Annotated in this window: 15 protein-coding genes and 1 rRNA gene; 3 read left to right on the plus strand and 13 right to left on the minus strand. The window is 53.1% G+C overall.

The window, feature by feature from the left end; translation table 11 throughout:
• Positions 1 to 4: 4 nt before the first annotated feature.
• Positions 5 to 120 (plus strand): 5S ribosomal RNA (gene rrf, locus LC431_RS25765).
• Between the two features lie 227 nt (positions 121 to 347).
• The gene (locus tag LC431_RS25770) at positions 348 to 1,646 is read left to right on the plus strand and encodes an MFS family transporter (RefSeq protein WP_013574070.1); all 1,299 of its coding nucleotides are present in this window, start codon (positions 348 to 350) and stop codon (positions 1,644 to 1,646) included.
• A 189-nt stretch (positions 1,647 to 1,835) separates the two neighbouring features.
• Here the strand turns inward: LC431_RS25770 and pssA are convergent, their stop codons facing one another.
• The 4 genes from pssA to trxC all read right to left on the minus strand — a co-directional run bounded on the left by pssA (position 1,836) and on the right by trxC (position 7,281).
• Positions 1,836 to 3,191, minus strand: a complete 1,356-nt coding sequence (gene pssA / locus LC431_RS25775) for a CDP-diacylglycerol--serine O-phosphatidyltransferase (protein ID WP_153376683.1) — start codon at positions 3,189 to 3,191, stop codon at positions 1,836 to 1,838.
• Positions 3,192 to 3,275: 84 nt separating this feature from the next.
• On the minus strand, positions 3,276 to 5,996 hold the full coding sequence (locus LC431_RS25785; RefSeq protein ID WP_217243884.1) for a bifunctional acetate--CoA ligase family protein/GNAT family N-acetyltransferase: 2,721 nt from the start codon (positions 5,994 to 5,996) through the stop codon (positions 3,276 to 3,278).
• Positions 5,997 to 6,027: 31 nt separating this feature from the next.
• Positions 6,028 to 6,732, minus strand: a complete 705-nt coding sequence (locus LC431_RS25790; protein ID WP_013574073.1) for a tRNA-uridine aminocarboxypropyltransferase — start codon at positions 6,730 to 6,732, stop codon at positions 6,028 to 6,030.
• A 129-nt stretch (positions 6,733 to 6,861) separates the two neighbouring features.
• Positions 6,862 to 7,281, minus strand: a complete 420-nt coding sequence (trxC, locus tag LC431_RS25795) for a thioredoxin TrxC (protein ID WP_013574074.1) — start codon at positions 7,279 to 7,281, stop codon at positions 6,862 to 6,864.
• A 244-nt stretch (positions 7,282 to 7,525) separates the two neighbouring features.
• Between trxC and LC431_RS25800 the strand changes: the two genes are divergently transcribed.
• Positions 7,526 to 8,629, plus strand: a complete 1,104-nt coding sequence (locus LC431_RS25800) for a tRNA/rRNA methyltransferase (RefSeq protein WP_013574075.1) — start codon at positions 7,526 to 7,528, stop codon at positions 8,627 to 8,629.
• A 75-nt stretch (positions 8,630 to 8,704) separates the two neighbouring features.
• Here LC431_RS25800 and emrB read toward each other — a convergent pair whose 3' ends face one another.
• From emrB to LC431_RS25845, 9 genes are all read right to left on the minus strand, one after another.
• Positions 8,705 to 10,240 (minus strand): multidrug efflux MFS transporter permease subunit EmrB, encoded by a 1,536-nt coding sequence (emrB, locus tag LC431_RS25805; protein ID WP_015689403.1) that lies wholly within the window; start codon positions 10,238 to 10,240, stop codon positions 8,705 to 8,707.
• Positions 10,241 to 10,257: 17 nt separating this feature from the next.
• The gene (gene emrA / locus LC431_RS25810) at positions 10,258 to 11,433 is read right to left on the minus strand and encodes a multidrug efflux MFS transporter periplasmic adaptor subunit EmrA (protein WP_013574077.1); all 1,176 of its coding nucleotides are present in this window, start codon (positions 11,431 to 11,433) and stop codon (positions 10,258 to 10,260) included.
• A 25-nt stretch (positions 11,434 to 11,458) separates the two neighbouring features.
• Entirely contained in the window at positions 11,459 to 12,913 is a 1,455-nt protein-coding gene (locus LC431_RS25815; RefSeq protein WP_126124629.1) for an efflux transporter outer membrane subunit, read from the minus strand.
• A 23-nt stretch (positions 12,914 to 12,936) separates the two neighbouring features.
• Positions 12,937 to 13,458, minus strand: a complete 522-nt coding sequence (gene mprA, locus LC431_RS25820) for a transcriptional repressor MprA (protein ID WP_013574079.1) — start codon at positions 13,456 to 13,458, stop codon at positions 12,937 to 12,939.
• 174 nt (positions 13,459 to 13,632) lie between these two features.
• The gene (gene ygaH, locus LC431_RS25825; RefSeq protein WP_013574080.1) at positions 13,633 to 13,971 is read right to left on the minus strand and encodes an L-valine transporter subunit YgaH; all 339 of its coding nucleotides are present in this window, start codon (positions 13,969 to 13,971) and stop codon (positions 13,633 to 13,635) included.
• Positions 13,961 to 14,722, minus strand: a complete 762-nt coding sequence (locus LC431_RS25830) for an AzlC family ABC transporter permease (RefSeq protein ID WP_013574081.1) — start codon at positions 14,720 to 14,722, stop codon at positions 13,961 to 13,963. The genes ygaH and LC431_RS25830 overlap by 11 nt, the downstream gene beginning before the upstream one ends.
• A gap of 174 nt (positions 14,723 to 14,896) precedes the next feature.
• A complete protein-coding gene (locus tag LC431_RS25835; RefSeq protein WP_013574082.1) occupies positions 14,897 to 16,081 on the minus strand; it encodes an MFS transporter in 1,185 nt (394 codons plus the stop codon).
• A gap of 168 nt (positions 16,082 to 16,249) precedes the next feature.
• A complete protein-coding gene (locus LC431_RS25840; RefSeq protein ID WP_013574083.1) occupies positions 16,250 to 16,681 on the minus strand; it encodes a type II toxin-antitoxin system HicB family antitoxin in 432 nt (143 codons plus the stop codon).
• Positions 16,682 to 16,702: 21 nt separating this feature from the next.
• Complete coding sequence (locus tag LC431_RS25845) at positions 16,703 to 16,885, minus strand: type II toxin-antitoxin system HicA family toxin (RefSeq protein WP_013574084.1); 183 nt, start codon at positions 16,883 to 16,885, stop codon at positions 16,703 to 16,705.
• Positions 16,886 to 17,071: the final 186 nt, after the last annotated feature.

Consider the following 17,071-nt stretch of genomic DNA (forward strand, 5'->3'; position numbering starts at 1 on the left):
TTTGCCTGGCGGCAGTAGCGCGGTGGTCCCACCTGACCCCATGCCGAACTCAGAAGTGAAACGCCGTAGCGCCGATGGTAGTGTGGGGTCTCCCCATGCGAGAGTAGGGAACTGCCAGGCATCAAATAAGTGGAAAGCCCCGTACGAAAGTACGGGGCTTTTTGCTATGCGGAATTTAACTAAAAGTTACCTTTAACCACGCGCTGCATCACAAAAAACAACGCAAACGCAGGTAACTCGTCAACTTTCCTCTCTTCCTTATCCATTCGTTGCTTAACTCAATATTTCCTATCGATAAAAAATAGTCATAACCACGCTTATAGCAGGAACTATTGGGAGAAAATAATATGAAGGATACTCTGGGATCTCAATCTGAGAATCATGATCAGCAAGATAAGAAGAAACGTATTTTTGCGATTGTGGGGGCATCTTCGGGAAATCTGGTCGAATGGTTTGACTTCTACGTCTATTCCTTTTGTTCGCTCTATTTTGCTTCTTCATTTTTCCCCAGCGGAAACAGTACAACCCAGTTATTACAAACTGCAGGCGTTTTTGCCGCAGGATTCTTTATGCGCCCTATTGGAGGATGGTTATTTGGTTATATCGCCGATAAACATGGGCGCAAAAACTCAATGATGATCTCGGTCTGCATGATGTGCTGCGGTTCGCTGGTGATCGCCTGTTTGCCAACCTACGCGACGATAGGCAGCTGGGCACCGGTCTTATTACTGGTCGCCCGTCTATTCCAGGGGCTTTCTGTTGGTGGGGAATACGGAACAAGCGCAACTTATATGAGTGAAGTTGCGATTAAAGGACGTCGCGGTTTTTATGCTTCATTTCAGTATGTGACCTTGATCGGTGGGCAACTATTAGCACTTCTGGTTCTGGTTATACTGCAGCAGATATTCTCCAATGATGAGCTTAAATCCTGGGCGTGGCGGATCCCCTTTGCCTTAGGCGCTGTGCTTGCTGTCGTGGCGTTGTTCCTGCGGCGTTCACTGAACGAAACATCAGATAAACAAACTCGTGAGCATAAAGATGCTGGTACCCTCTCGGGTTTATGGAAGCATAAAAAGGCATTTATGATGGTATTAGGGTTCACGGCGGCAGGATCCCTGACCTTCTATACCTTCACCACTTATATGCAAAAATATCTGGTGAATACTGCCGGGATGGATACCAAAACAGCGAGTGCCTTAATGACCGTCGCCCTGTTTGTCTTTATGTGTTTGCAGCCTATTATTGGCGGGCTCTCGGATAAAATAGGTCGACGCAGTTCTATGTTGATATTCAGCGGCCTGGCGACTGTTTTCACCATCCCGATTTTGTATATTCTGCAAACCGTTACCAGTCCTTATATCGCCTTCGGACTTATTGTTTTGGCACTGCTGATTGTCAGTTTTTACACATCAATCAGCGGATTATTAAAGGCGGAAATGTTCCCGCCGGAAGTGAGGGCATTGGGTGTCGGATTATCTTATGCGGTTGCAAATGCTGTGTTTGGTGGTTCGGCAGAATATGTCGCCCTGACCTTTAAATCCTGGAATATAGAGGAAGTATTTTTCTGGTATGTCTGCGTAATGTGTTTGATCGCTTTGGTCGTATCGATGAAATTGCACCGCAAAGGAAAGGAAATACAGCTGTAATTCTTACGGAGAGAGTGCAGGGATGCACTTTTAATAATGGATAAGATGGTAAGCGCTGTAGCCAGCAGCTGCGCCTGCTATAAGCATAATGACAGGAAGCCTGAGAGCCAGGAGAATTTTTGCATCACAAAGTGGAATTCCAAATACAAAAAAGCCCGATCACGATGATCAGGCTTTCAGTATAGCCAATTACAGAATCCGGCTGATTAATCTGTCGATACGTATCCGGCGCAGACGGCGGATAAGCTTACGGACTTTCACCGGGTAATTAGGAATACTTTCCAGCTCCATATAATGCGAGACAACCTGCGTGTGCTGGCGTATTTCTTCCAGTTCTTTGTGTCGCGCGATCGCCAGCTCTTTATGCGGATCATGGATCAAAATGGCATTCTCCAAATCCAGACGCCAGGCGCGAGGATTCAGGTTATTACCGGTAATAAGTTGCCAGCGGTCATCCACCCACATTCCCTTCAGGTGATAGCTGTTATCACCGTCTTTCCACAGGCGGACAATCAACTGTCCGCTGTCCACGAAGCGTTGTAAACGGCTCAGGAAACGACGCAGATTAATTTCATACAAATACGGTAAGGCACCGATGATTTTGAATGGCTGATCCTGCGGAATATAAAAATCGTTTGCGGTTTTGTCACCCACGATAATTTCAACCTGCTTACCACGACGCAGCAGATGAATAATATTACGTGCCAGCATGGCAGGCATATTGAAATAAGGCGTACACAGCGTCAGCTTATGTTCCGTACTGGCCATGAGATGATGGATAGTTCGGTTAAGCTCATTTTGTTTGCCCAGACCGACGATAGGGGTCACTGCCAGCTCATCATTCCCTGCGCTGTCTTTGAAATGATAACCGCTGCTGCGCAGATTCTGACGGAACTGACGCGTTTCGTTTTTAATCTCAATGCTTTTCGGGCGATCTTCACGATCAAGACGCTGTACCGCTGCGGCTGTCAGGATCGACTTCTTCATAAAGTCGATCATGGCATCTGCCAGCGGGGCGTTGGACAGTAACTGATAGCGATCGTAGCGGTATTTTTCATGACGATGCAGATAAACATCATTGAGGCTCGCGCCGCTGTAGATCACCTGATCGTCAATAACAAAGCCTTTGAGATGCAAAACACCTAACGCTTCACGGGTATTGACCGGAACGCCATACACCGGCACGGAAAGCTCAGGATGCTCTTTTGCCATGCGACAATACCAGTCAGCATTGGTGTTTGACGCTGCCGCGCCAATGCGACCACGCTGCGCGCGGTGCCAGTCAACCAGCACACAAATCTCCAGTTCAGGACGTTGCTGCTTGGCGGCATATAGCGCCGACAATACATCACGACCGCCATCATCGTTCTCTAAATAGAGCGCGACCAGATAAATCCGTTGGGTGGCGTTGGCAATGGCTTCGAGCAGCGTCTTACGGAAATCTGCAGGGCAGTAGAGTGTTTTTACAGCATCAACCGTTTGGGGGAGTTTGGGCAGCTGAGCAAGGTGTTGTTGATGTTTATTACGTTTAAATTTTGACAACATCACAGTGCGCTTCTTCTCTCTTCATGTAATGGCTTTAGCGGCACAAGCAGACAGTGGTAACCGCACAATCGGTCGATAATACCATTAGTCCTGCCCCATGTGCGCATCTTTTGCCTGTTCATGGCGCAGGCTCGCAGCTTTCTGCTGCGAAATCCGGGTCTTTTCCAGTGCCAGTGAGAGGTTCACAATGCCGTCCTGGATCTGAATATCGACGTCGAATTCGAGTTTTCTGGCCAGCGTGATCATGCCACGGTTATTGGGCATCGTAATGCCGGTCAGACGTTGCAGGCCGTGCTCTGCCGCGTAATGGATCATCTTATCAAGCAGCCGCCTTCCGAGCCCCAGACCTTTCAGATCCGACCGCACCAGTACCGAGAATTCAGCATCAATATTATCCGGATCCGAGACCGCCCGGGTGACGCCAATAATTTCACTTTCATCATTCACCGTACGAATGGCGACGAACGCCATTTCACGGTCGTAGTCGATCTGTGTCATGTTCGCTAAATCTTCATGGGTGAACTCATTGATCTCACTGAAGTAGCGGTAATACAGGTCTTCCTTAGTGACTTTCAGGATAAATGCTTTAAGCAGCGGCTCATCTTCCGGAAGGATTGGCCGGAACAACGCGGGTGATCCGTCTTTCAGTATAACGCGCTCTTCCAACTCGCGCGGATAAGGGCGGATCGCCAGTCGTGACGGTGCCTCTGCTCCCTGTGCACAAAGCTGCATGGACACATCAAGCAGGCTGAGCTCACTGCCGGAAATCAGCAGAGGATGGATATCCAGCCGTTCGATCTCCGGGCAGTCGATAATCAGGTTCGACACATTCACCAGCAACTGACTCAGCGCCGGTATATCAAGAGGATGCAGGGCATGGCGGCCACGAATTTTTCCACTCTTCAGCGCCTGAACTACCTGATAACGTGCAAGCGTCATGTTCAGCGGCGGCAGGGAAATCGCCGCCTGTCTTTCAGGTCGCCAGTCGGTACCGCCTTCGGCCAGCATGATCAGCGGGCCGAATACCGGATCCTGTTCGACCACCACGCGCAATTCTTGTGAGCCTGGCCGGTTGGCCATGGTTTGCACCAGCAGCCCCAGAATTCTCGCTTGCGGAAACGCCTGTCTGGCACGGTCAAAAATGGCATTCGCCGCCTGCGCGACTTCGCTGGCGGTACGCAGATATAACATCACGCCCTGTACTTCAGAATTATGCGGGATGTCAGGGGAGCGCAATTTCAGCGCCACCGGATAACCCACCTGGCTGGCGATATTCACCGCTTCTGCGCTGTCGCTGGCAATCCACGTCGGCAGCACATTCATGCCGTACGCCTGCAAAATCGGGCGTACCTCATGTGTATCCAGCTGTGTCGTGCCTTCCGCCAGTGTGCGGGCGATCAACTGATGCGCCTGATCAGTGTTCTGCTCGAGGTCGGCCGGAAGTGCCGGTGTTTCTTTCAGCTGCTTTTGGTTCCGGCGATATTCCACCATATGCATAAACGCCGTCACCGTTCCTTCCGGTGTCCGGTAAGTCGGGATCCCGGCCTCGGTGAATAACTTGCGGGCTTCCTGCGAGGAAAACTCGCCGCACCAGTTGGTTAGCAGCGTGATGTATTTGCCACGCGAATGCTTATGCACAGCATCGATCAGATGGCTGGCGGTCACCGTACCGTGTGCGACGGCGCTGGGGGCGTGGATCACCAGCAGCGCATCGTAATCAGTGCTGTCCAGCAGGGTGGTCATCACAGCCTGATACAGCTGCGGTGTGGCGTCATCATGCAAATCCAGCGGATTCGAGACGGCAATATTGTCAGGCAGAATGGCACTCAGTTTTTGGCAGGTTTCATCGCTCAGTTTCGCCAGTTTGCCGTTACGCGAAAGCAACTGATCCAGCGCCATCGCGGCAGGAGCGGCACCGTTACTGATGATAAACAAACGCTCACCGCGTAACGGGCGCATATGGCTCAGCGTTTCAACGGCGGAAAACAGCTCGTGCGTATCCTGCACGCGCAGTAAACCGGCGCGCTGAATAGCCGCATCATAGGCGGCGTCGAGGCTAAGCGGGCTGTTGAGTAATTGCTGCGCCTGTCCGCTGCGACCACTTTTGATCACCAGAATCGGTTTATTGCGTGAGGCACTGCGTGAGGCAGAAAGAAAGCGCCGTGCATCGCTGATGTGTTCGAGATAGAGCAAAATAGCGCTGGTTTTACTGTCGCGGGCGAGGAAATCGAGCAGGTCATCGACATCAATATCCAGGCTGTCGCCCAGTGATACGAAATAGGAAAAGCCGACGGCACGCTGTTGCGCCCAGTCCAGAATCGTATTGGCGACCGCAGCCGATTGCGAAATAAACGCCAGCTTACCGGGCAGGATGGGCACCGGCGAAAAACTGGCGTTTAGTTTTTGCCACGGTGCAAGAATGCCCAGGCTGTTGGGTCCGAGCAGGCGCATCGAAAAGCGCTGGGCGCTGGTTTTGAGTTCAACGAATTGTTGTGGCTGTGAGGAAAGCACAATGACCGTCTTGCAGCCACGTTCGCCGAGCTGTTCGAGCAATGCAAGATTGCGGTCAGCGTGGGTACAGAGAATGGCGAGATCGGGCGACATCGGCAGGCTGGCGACATCCCGCCAGGTCAGTACGCCGCACACCGCGCGATAAGCGGGTGTAACCGGCAGCACCGGGCCATTGAATCCGCTGTCGAGCAGATTGCGCATCATCAGATATCCGGCCCGCCCCGGTTTATTGCTCGCGCCAATGACCGCGATAGATTCAGGTCGTAATAAGGCTTCCAGTCCGCGCTGACTCATAACGTCTCCGGTTCATCATGTTCCCATGATTCTAGAGGTTTTCTTCGTTCTTTGCTGTGAGCTGGTGCACCGGATGATGGGGTTTTCCGGCCAGATACTGGGTGCGGAAATGGGTAAAGTGGCGTGAGAGGCCCGCTGAAGCATCGAGATCACCGGCTTTTTCCAGCAGGGCGGCGGCCACTTCCACGGTGCAATGCAGTTCCGGGCGCGAGGCTTCCCGAAGGATATAGCCGGAGCTGGCGCTTACATCGAGAGAGAAAACCGGCAAATTATCCAGATACGGGCTTTTGCGGAACATTTTGCGCGCTTCGTTCCAGGTGCCGTCGAGCATAATGAATAAAGGCGGTTTGCTGCCCGCCGGAACTTCGGTAAACACCTGACGCGGCGGTTCGGCGAAAGAGGCGGGAAACACCACATAAGCCTGACGCTGCGGGTCCGCAATTGCTTCCAGCAGAGCCGGATCGGTTTGCGTGCGTGACCACAAAAACGCCTGCGTATCCGGCAACACGTCCGCGATTAAGCGACCCGTATTGCTCGGTTTCATCGGCTCCGTGTCAAACATCACCAGACAAAAACGGCTGGTGGCCTGATGAATTTCGCGCGTGGCGCAGATGCAGTGGCGTTTGGGCAACAGGCAGGTCTGACAGCGTATCGCCCGTGAACCACGCGCAAGAAAAGGACGGGTGGATCGGGCTAAACGCTGCTCACGCAGGCGAAGGACGGCATTGTCTGACATAGGCATTCCGGTATGCAAAAAACGGCTATTCTAATCGCCCGGTGGTGGCAGGCAAGTGGCTTGTGTTCGGAACAGAAAAAGGCCCGTGCGGTGACGGGCCTTCAGCAGGGCTTTATAGCGGCTTATGCGTTACAATGATTCATTAAGCCAGTTGTTGAACGGTGCTTTAGGCATTGCTCCACTCAACATATCGACCATTTTGCCTTCATTAAACACCATAATGGTCGGAATACTGCGGATACGGAACCGCGCGCTCAGTTCAGGTTCAGCTTCGGTATTAACCTTGATGAAGCGGATTTTACCGGCGCGTTCCTGTGCAACGTCTTCAAAAATCGGTGCAAAGTTAACACAAGGGCCACACCACGGTGCCCAGAAATCGACAACCACCGGCAGATCATCCTGCAGGTATTTGTCCAGCGTGGCGGCAGTCGCGTGAATGACATCGCCTTCAAAAAGTGCATGACCGCAACGGCCGCATTTTGCGCCGTCGTCGATACGATCCTCAGGCAGGCGGTTGGTGGCCTGACATGATGAACAAACCGTATTCATAAAATAGCCTCTACATTGCTTAACGTGAGAATGGTATCAACCACAACCCCGGTTTTATCCTTAAAAGCGGTAAAGAACACGGCTGATATGTTACTTATATGTTGTAAGTATGGGGTCGATACGTCACGTAAACAACGTGGTTTATTCAATGATTACGATAGTTTTTAGCTTTTGGTCCAAAGCCTGTGGCTTAGCTCACAGACATCAGGTAATCTTCGCGCCCTGCGCGTAGGTGGAGAGAAAAATGAACGATTCATTCAGTGGCAAGAACGGCAAAGTCAAAGTGATGTACGTCCGCAGTGACGACGACGGCGATAACCGCAATAACGATAAACGTCCTTCTAACAATAAAGGACGTCCGGGCGATAAACCTCGCCAGGGTTCCCGTCCAGACGATGCCCGCCGCAATGAGCGTCGCAGCAGCGATTCCCGTGGCGATTCCCGCGGACCGGCACCACGCCGTGGTGATGATCGCCCGCGTCGTCCGGCGCGTGACGACGACGGCCCGTACTCTTCGCCGTGGAAAACAGTTTCACGTCCGCCGGCAGATGAATCTGTTCCGGATCACGGCGGTATCAGCGGTAAAAGCTTTATCGATCCTGAACAACTGCGTCGTCAGCGTCAGGAAGAAACCCGTGTGTATGGCGAAAACGCCTGTCAGGCACTGTTTGCCAGCCGTCCGGACGCGATTGTGCGTGCATGGTTTGTGCAGTCCGTGACTCCGCGTTTCCGCGAAGCGCTGCGCTGGATGGCGGCGAACCGCAAAGCCTACCATGTGGTTGAAGATGACGAACTGGCGAAAGCCTCCGGCACCGAACACCACGGCGGCGTGTGCTTCCTGATCAAAAAACGTCAGGGTCTGGATGCAGAAACGTATCTGCAAACGGCTCCGGCGAAAGACTGTGTGCTGGCGCTGGAAAACGTCGGTAACCCGCACAACCTCGGCGGTATCATGCGTTCTTGTGCGCATTTTGGTATCAACGGGATGATGGTTCAGGATCCGGCCCAGCTGGAATCTGGCGCAGCAGTCCGTACCGCTGAAGGCGGCGCAGAACACGTTAAAGCCATCAGCGCGGATAACTTCCTTGAAGTGCTGGAAACCTTCCGTAAAGCGGGATACACCATCGTGACCACGTCGAGCCATAAAGGTACGGCGCTGGGCAAAGCGCAGTTACCGGCCAAAATGGTGCTGGTGCTGGGCGAAGAAAGTGATGGTTTATCTGACAGCGCATGGCAGCAGGGCGACCTGAGCGTGTCTATCGGCGGTACCGGTAAAGTGGAAAGCCTCAACGTTTCCGTGGCATCCGGTATTTTGCTGGCAGAATGGTGGCGTCAGAACCAGGCGTAATCGCCCGGTTTCAGCCATAAAAAACGGACGCATAAGGCGTCCGTTTTGCTTTCTGACATTCAGGGTTTATCTGAATCAGTGCGCACCACCCGCGCCACCGCCACTGGTGAATGGCGGTCGGGCGAACCAGATTAAAATCAGCAACACCAGGAACGCCCCGCCGGATAACCAGAAAATCTCGTTGGCAGAGATAATTAATCCCTGATTGGTGATCTCCCGCGCTATCCATCCTGAAGCCTGCTGGTGGCTCATACCGAGACCTTCGAGCTGCTGATAAGTCTGCGTCGCCGCCGGATTATACGGCGTGATGTTTTCCGTTAACTGGGCGTGATGCAGCGATTCACGGTTCGACCATAACGTGGTGGTGATTGACGTACCAATCGACCCCGCCAGTGTACGGATAAAGTTCGACAGACTCGATGCCGCCGCCATCCGTTCCGGCGGTAATCCCGACAGAATAATGGTGGTCAGCGGCATGAAGAAGCAACCCACCGCGAAGCCCTGAATAAACTGCGGCCAGGCGGATGCGCCAAAATCCATCCCCGGTTCGAACGTATACGCACGCCAGAAGAAGCAGTAGGCATACATGATAAAGCTGAAGGTCACCAGCTTTCGCATATCCAGACGGTGCGCGAAACGCCCGATAATCGGCGACATCAGTACCGGCAAAATACCCACCGGCGCGGACGCCAGACCGGCCCAGGTGGCGGTATACCCGTAAACCTCCTGCAACAGCTGCGGCAGCAACACAATCGCGCCGAAGTAGAGCATGTAGGCCAGGCTGATACACAGCACGCCGATGGTAAAGTTTCGCGATTTAAACAGTGACAAGTCGACGATCGGATGGTCGTCGGTCAGTTCCCAGACCACAAGGAAACAGAGCGCGACCACCGCCACGACCGCCAGCACGATAATTTCCGTCGAGTTAAACCAGTCGAGTTCTTTACCCCGGTCGAGCATCACCTGCAAGGCACCGATACCCAGCACCAGCAGCACTAATCCCACACTGTCGATCGGACGGATCTGCGTGGCGGTTTCGCGTCCCTTCAGCGTTCTGAGCGTCAGGAACACCACGGCCAGACCGATCGGCACGTTAATAAAGAAGATCCATCCCCAGTGATAGTTATCACTGATATACCCGCCGAGGATCGGCCCGCAAATCGGGGCGACGATCACCGTCATCGACCAGAGCGCGAGCGCGGTACTCCGCTTGGCCGGTGGATAGTTATTCAGTAACAGACTTTGTGATAACGGGATCAGCGGACCTGCCACCACGCCCTGCAACACACGGAAGAAGATCAGCATTTCCAGACTGTTGGACATCCCGCACAACCATGAAGCGAGGGCGAACAGTACTGTGGACCACAGGAACAGTTTGACCTCACCGATGCGTTTTGCCAGCCAGCCGGTGATCGGGATCGAGATGGCATTCGCCACCCCGAATGAGGTGATAACCCAGGTACCCTGTGAGTTCGAGGCACCCAGATTCCCGGCGATGGTCGGGATCGCCACGTTGGCGATCGTCGAGTCCAGCACCTGCATAAAGGTGGCCATAGACAAAGCCACCGTCATCCAGGCCAGCGGGGCGCCTACCAGCGGTTTATTTGCCACAGAGGCCTCCGGATGTTTTAGCCTGCATTGGCATGAATAACGTCAGCAATAATGGCGTTAACCGGTGCCAGATCCAGCGTCAGTGCTGAAGTCTGATACAACGGTTCGGTACGGACTTTATCGGCCAGCACCAGGCCATCGCGATTCTGAGTATCAACCGTTACCAGTGTCGATAAACCGATACGCAGCGGATGTTCAGCCACTTCCTGATCGTTAAGTTCGATACGAACCGGCAGACGCTGAACCACTTTGATCCAGTTGCCGGTGGCATTTTGCGCAGGTAACAGCGAGAACGCGCCGCCGGTGCCCATGTCCATACCGACGACTTTGCCGTGGTATTTCACGTCATCGCCATACATATCGCTGACCACGGTTGCCACCTGACCAATACGCATATTCGCCAGCTGGGTTTCTTTAAAGTTGGCATCAACCCAGATGTGATGCGCTGGCACCACGGCCATCAGGGACGTTGTCGGGCTGATCTGCTGGCCGATTTGTACGGCACGGCGTGAAACGAAACCGTCAACAGGGCTGCGCACTTTAGTCCGTTGCAGGGCAAGCCATGCGTCACGAACCTGCGCGGCGGCCTGCAGAACTTGCGGCTGTTTATCGACCGGCGTATCCAGAATCATCGCCTGATTGGCGTTGTACTGCTGAACGGCGACATCGTATTGCGCTTTCGCGGTATCGACGGCGTCACGGGCGTGTTGCAGTTCTTCGCGGCCAATGGCATCGACATTACCCAGCACAATGCGGCGCTTAAGGTCAGTCTGTGCCTGTTGCAGCTGGGTCTGACGCAGCGCGATATTGGCCTGATATTGCTTGCCGTTGATGATCAACTGATGCGTCTGACGCACGCTGTTCGCCAGCGCCGTTTTAGAGCGCTCGAAAGCCTGCTCTGCATCGGTCGGATCGAGGGTCACCAGCACGTCGCCTTTTTTCACAAAGTCGGTGCTGTCGAAGTTGACGTCGGTCACGCTGCCCGACACCTGCGCCATAATCTGTACCTGATTACCGGCCACGTAAGCATCGTCGGTAGACTGGAAATGACGTAATACCAGCAGCCAGTAGAACAGGTAGGCGATGGCAATAATAATGAAAATTCCGGTTAACAAGAGCATCGCGACTTTGCGCGTCTTTTTCTTATTTTTCGGAGCTTGCGGCGTTGCCTGAGTGTCGGCATTTGCGCTCATGGTCTTCTCCACACTGAGTCTTTTATTATGATTTTTGGTCCGCGGCAGGGGCCTGATAGCCACCCCCAAGCGCACGGATGAGACTGATTTTTGCCTGCATCAACTGACTGCTGGCAGTGAGTTGCGCCTGCTGTTGTTGCAGGAGTGCTGACTGGCTGGTTAACAGCTCATCCCGTCCGATGACGCCAGCGTTGTATCTTGCATCTGAAACGCGATACACCTCTTCCAGCGATTTAGCGGCAGAAGACGCCTGCTGCAATTGTTCAACGCTGCTTTTCGAGACAGTAATGGCATCCGCAGTTTGCTGGATGGCGTTCAGGATGGTCTGGTTATACGACTCAACAGACTGGTCATATAACGCGGACTCTTCGCCCAGTTTGGAGCGCAGCGCACCGGCGTGGAAAATTGGCAGCGAAATGGCTGGCGCGATATTCCAGGCTTTACTGGCTGCTTCAAAAAGATTCGGGCTGGTGCCGCCGTAGTTGGTGGTTGTCAGACCGCCGAAGGCACTGATGGAAAGGCTTGGATAAAATTCTTTTTTCGCGGCACTGACCCGCTGGGAATAGGACTCCACCAGATCACGTTGTGCAGCGATGTCCGGGCGTTTGCCGAGTAAATCCAGCGTCAGTTCCCCTTTCGGTGCCAGCGTGTCAGGCGACGGCAATGCCACGGCGTGCAGCCCGTTCATGGCATCCGGGCCACGTCCGGCCAGCGCGGAAAGCTGATGTCTTAGCTGTTCGGTTTGCGCTTTCAGATTGATGATTTGCTGTTTGGCACTGTCGGCCTGAGCCTGGGTTTGTTGCGGAATTTCAACACCGTACACGCCTGCCTGATATTGCGCTTTACGCAAATCAGCCAGATGCTGATTATTGTCCACTTCGTGTTGCAGAACATCCTGCAAGGCAAGATCTGCCTGCAACTGATAATAGGCTGACGCCACCGAACTGGTCAGCGTCAGAGCGGCTTCAGCCTGTTCAGCACGGGCGGAATCCACCTGTGCTTTCGCGGCATTCACCTGATTGCGGTATTTCCCCCACCAGTCAAACTCATAGCTCAGATTCAGCCCGAGGCTGTTGCTGCTGTCGTAAATTGGCGCTTCGGGATAACTGGTCAAAAACGGCGGGATCGTGTTTTTTGCGACACGTTCACGACGCGTTGAACCGTTCAAATCCAGATAAGGGCCATTGGCGGCATCAGCTTCTCCCATCACACTTTGCGCTTCGCGCACGCGGGCGGCTGCCTGACGTAATGATGGCGAGTTTTGCAACGTCGTAGTCATCAGATTATCGAGTTGCGGGTCATTAAGACTGCGCCACCACTGAGGACCGATGGTCAGGGAACTGACTTTTTCCTGCTGCAGATGAAGCTGTTGCGTATCCAGCAGCGACGACTGAGGAGCAATATTATTACTGGAGGCGCAGCCGGCCAACGTCAAAACGGCAAACAGCGGCGTAAGCCTCCAGCGAGCTTGGAGTGACATGTGTGGTTTACCTGAACAGAAATCTAGAATTGTTGTGGTGCTGTCGCATCCATCTGATCAAGGCGAGTTAACAGTTTGCGCGTCAGGGTTTCTAACTGCTTCTGTTCATCTGCGTCTAATGTCGACCAGAGAAAATGCAGGCTCTTATGTTGAGGCGGCAGTAACTTCTGAATAAAGGCTTCACCGTCAGCCGTCAGGTGCAAATGCAGACACCGGCGGTCGTTATCGCTTTCACGGCGTTCGATCCATCCGCGTTTTTCCAACTCATCCGCAATACGGGTGGCGTTGGTGCGGGATGAACCTAGCGCAGAGCTTAGCTCCGAAGGCTGAATGCTGTGACTTTCCTGCGCATCAAGGGTGAGTAACGCCATAAACAGCGTTTCATTAATTCCTTGTGCTTTCAGCATCTTATTACGGTTTTCAAGCAATTTACTTTGCATGTGCATACACAGGCGGGTCAGCAGAATTTCCTGATAAGGGAAATCTTTTTGCTTTTTAGCCCGGAAATTCAACATGTTTTCAATTGGCGCGAACGAACTGTCCATATGAGAAGCCTCATTAGTTACGAATGACATAGTAACGATGGTAATTAATAATATCAATGTCATGAATCACCAATTCTTTAGCAATTAGTGTTATTCATAACTCCGGTGAATTATTCGATGTTTAATGTATCAGGCAGACTTTGCCCGGGTGTTGCCTTACGGTAAAAATGGTCCTCAGCTTGCCAGCAGCATCACCTTGAACACCAGGCCGTACACTACGGCACCGGTCAGGGTGGCAATAATGATGCTTTTGGTACGCCAGAAAATCAGTGCGAGCAGAACGAAACCGGCCAGTGACGGCAGCAGCTTTTGTTGATCGCGCAGAATTTCAGGGGTGCCTGAAACCACCAGCAGCGCGCAAATTGACGCGATACCAATGCTGTCGAGCACGCGGGAGAGCGGGCCATTTTTCAGTCCCGATTTCTGCCGCGAACCCAGGCGCAGAGGCAGATACCGGAACAGGTAATTGACGGTGCCGACGAGCAGACAAACCAGAATGACATCAGTGCTCATCTGAGGTTATCTCCGTGGCAGAAGGGGATTGAGGACGTTGCAGCAGGGCGGCAAGGCACCCTGCGCCCAGACCACCGCCTATGGCAGCGGGGATCGACCAGAACAACAGCCCGCCCAGCGCACCGGCCAGCGAGGCGACAAACACTATGCTCTGCTGGCGCTTAAAAGCAGCGAGCAGGAAACTCAGAAACAGCGCCGGTAACATAAATCCCAGCGCGGCTTCGACGGCCGGGAAATTTTCCAGCGGACCATTACCAAACAGTGCACCCACGGCGGTGCCCGATACCCACGACAGCCACGATGACAGCGCAATGCCGCACATCCAGTTTTCACTCCAGCTGCGTTTATCACGGATCAGCCTGGCGGTGGCGGCAGCGAACACTTCGTCCGTCAGGCCGAATGCCCAGAGCGCCGTTTTTTTACCATTGAGCTTTCCCGCCAGGCGATTGCGCAGCGACGGGCCGTACAGCACGTGCCGGACATCCATCGCCATCACGGTCAGGGCGGAAACCCACAACGACATTCCTGCACTGAGCAGCGCGGTGATCACAAACTGGCTGGCGCCAGCGTAGATAAGAATGGAAAACAGCAGACTTTCAGCGGGAGTGAAACCTAGTTTGACCGCGCTGAGCCCGAATGCAAAAGCAATGGGCAGATAACCAATCACGATAGGAAGGCTATCGGTAATACCTTGTGCGAAAGTGGAAACGCGGACGGGGTCAGGTGCTTCGAGATCTGGATTGGTTTGCATGGATATTTGAAACATTGTGAAACCGGATGGTTGCCGGCGAATAATTCATGGCGTAAACATTACCAGACTGTAAGTATTGTTGACACCCTTTGGTTCAAATAAATTTCCCAAATGACTATTCGCAAGCTAATCAGGAGGGGTGATGATTCCCGCCTGATGTAGTTTCGTACGTTATCAGGCCAGTGTGTACTTATGACCCTTCCACCAGACCAGTAAATTCAGTATACACATGACGATGCCTGCTGCTGAGACCCCGTACCAGCCTGCCGCCTGATAGGCTGAAGCCGACACCAGTGAACCTGCCGCACCCCCGATAAAGTACGTCGTCATGTAACCCGCCGTCAGGCGGTTACGCGCTTCCGGCATCGTTTTATAGATAACACTTTGGTTGGTGATGTGTACGCCCTGAACCGAAAGGTCCAAAACGATGATACCGATAATCAGCGAAATCACCGAGTGTTGTCCCAGGGCAATCGCAGCCCATGACAGTAACAGCAGCACCAGCCCGGCGGTCGTGGTCAGATGCGCTTTGCCTTTATCCGCCAGATTCCCTGCACGGGTGGCCGCCAGTGCCCCCGCCGCCCCCACCAGACCAAACAGGCCGATTACCCCTTCGGAATAGTGATACGCCGGGCCAGCCAGCAGGAACGCCATCGACGTCCACAAAATGCTGAAGTTGGCGAAGCAGAACATGCCGATCAGCGCGCGGGTACGTAACACCGGCGTGTGGATGAACAGCGTAAAAATGGATTTCAGCAGTTGCGGATAATTCAGATCCGTTTTTTGCTGATGTTTCGGCAGCTTGCGCCACAGCACCAGCGCCATCACGATCATCAGCGCACTGGCAACCCAGTACACCGTCCGCCAGCCGCCCAGCGACGCCAGCGCACCAGCGACGGTTCGCGCCAGCAGAATACCCAGCAGCAAGCCAGACATAATCAGTCCGACCACTTTACCGCGACGCTCCGGTTCCGCCAGTGTGGCGGCCAGCGGCACCAGAATCTGCGCCACGACCGAGAACAGTCCTGTCAGCGCCGTCCCGACCAGCATGACGGTCAGCGTGGGCGCCATGGCGGTGATCAGCAGTCCGGCGGCGGAAAGCAGCGTCATCAGCACGATTAAACCGCGACGCTCAAACATATCGCCCAGCGGCACGATAAACATCAACCCACAGGCGTAACCGAGCTGCGCCACCGTCACAATAAACCCGGCCTGATTGACGGAAAGATTAAAAGCGCGGGCGATGGTTTCCAGCAACGGTTGCGGATAATAGTTACTGGCGACGGCAAGCCCGGTGGCCACCGCCATCAGAATAATCAGCGCCGGGCTGAGTGGGGAATGTGTGGTCGTTTTTTTCATAATGAGATTTAACAGATCTTATTGAAGAATCAGGGGAAATTCGGATGATGATTATCGTTTTGGTTGAAATATTAAACCAATGAATAGTTTTAATGGCAACTATTTGGTTTTGTAATAGACACAGTGGCAAGGGAGTCGCCAGCAGGAGGGTTTCCTGCTGTCAGATTGTCAGGTCAGCAATTCTTTACGTGCGGCCATCGCCAGAAAATGGCTGCGGTCGCGATATGACGGATGATTTTTAACTTTATTATCAATGCGTTTGATCAGGGTGTCAGGCAGCGAAATATTGATTCGATGCGCTTTCCCTTCGAATTCCGAGAGATCAATATCAATCAAAAACCAGGTATCGAAGTCGGCATATTCGGGATTAGCGGCATACACCAAATGGCCTGCATCAAAAATATCGTCAACAACAAAGCGTTCGCTTTCGATCAAATCTTCTACTGTCATCAGGATGGCTTCGCGAACCATAGGGGCGATTTCTTCACGGGTATCCGCTGCAGAGAAGCATCCGTAATCAAACGCGGTAAATGCAGGTACCACCATACCGTAAGCGGTTTTGTCATCTTTTGGTGTTTCAAGACCGACTGAAAAGAACATATTCAACCTCCAGTTGCAGGATCATATCCCTGCCATTTTTCTAATGGATTTGAGAGTTCCCACAGGTAAATCATTTTTGGGGTGGGGAACGGGAAAGGTTTTGTTGGTGACAGGTGACCACCAAATTTGATGACTTCCTCCCCGGTGACGCTTGAGTTCACAACCCGCTGCAAGCAGCGCTTTAATCAATTCCGTTGATTTCATGGGCTCTCCTTGGTGATGGATGATTATACACACCAATACACACACCGGCAATCACCCACAAAAATCTATGGTCACCCCCTTTTTTGCAACGTTGATTTTGATTTATGATGGGCTTGCTTAAATCTATACGGCGTCTGATGGGCAACCTTACGTTGCCCGCGCCACGATGAAGTCCGCGCCTGCAGA

Origin of the sequence: Rahnella sp. GSA61A, assembly GCF_019969905.1 — a bacterium.
GTDB classification, from domain to species: domain Bacteria; phylum Pseudomonadota; class Gammaproteobacteria; order Enterobacterales; family Enterobacteriaceae; genus Rahnella; species Rahnella aceris.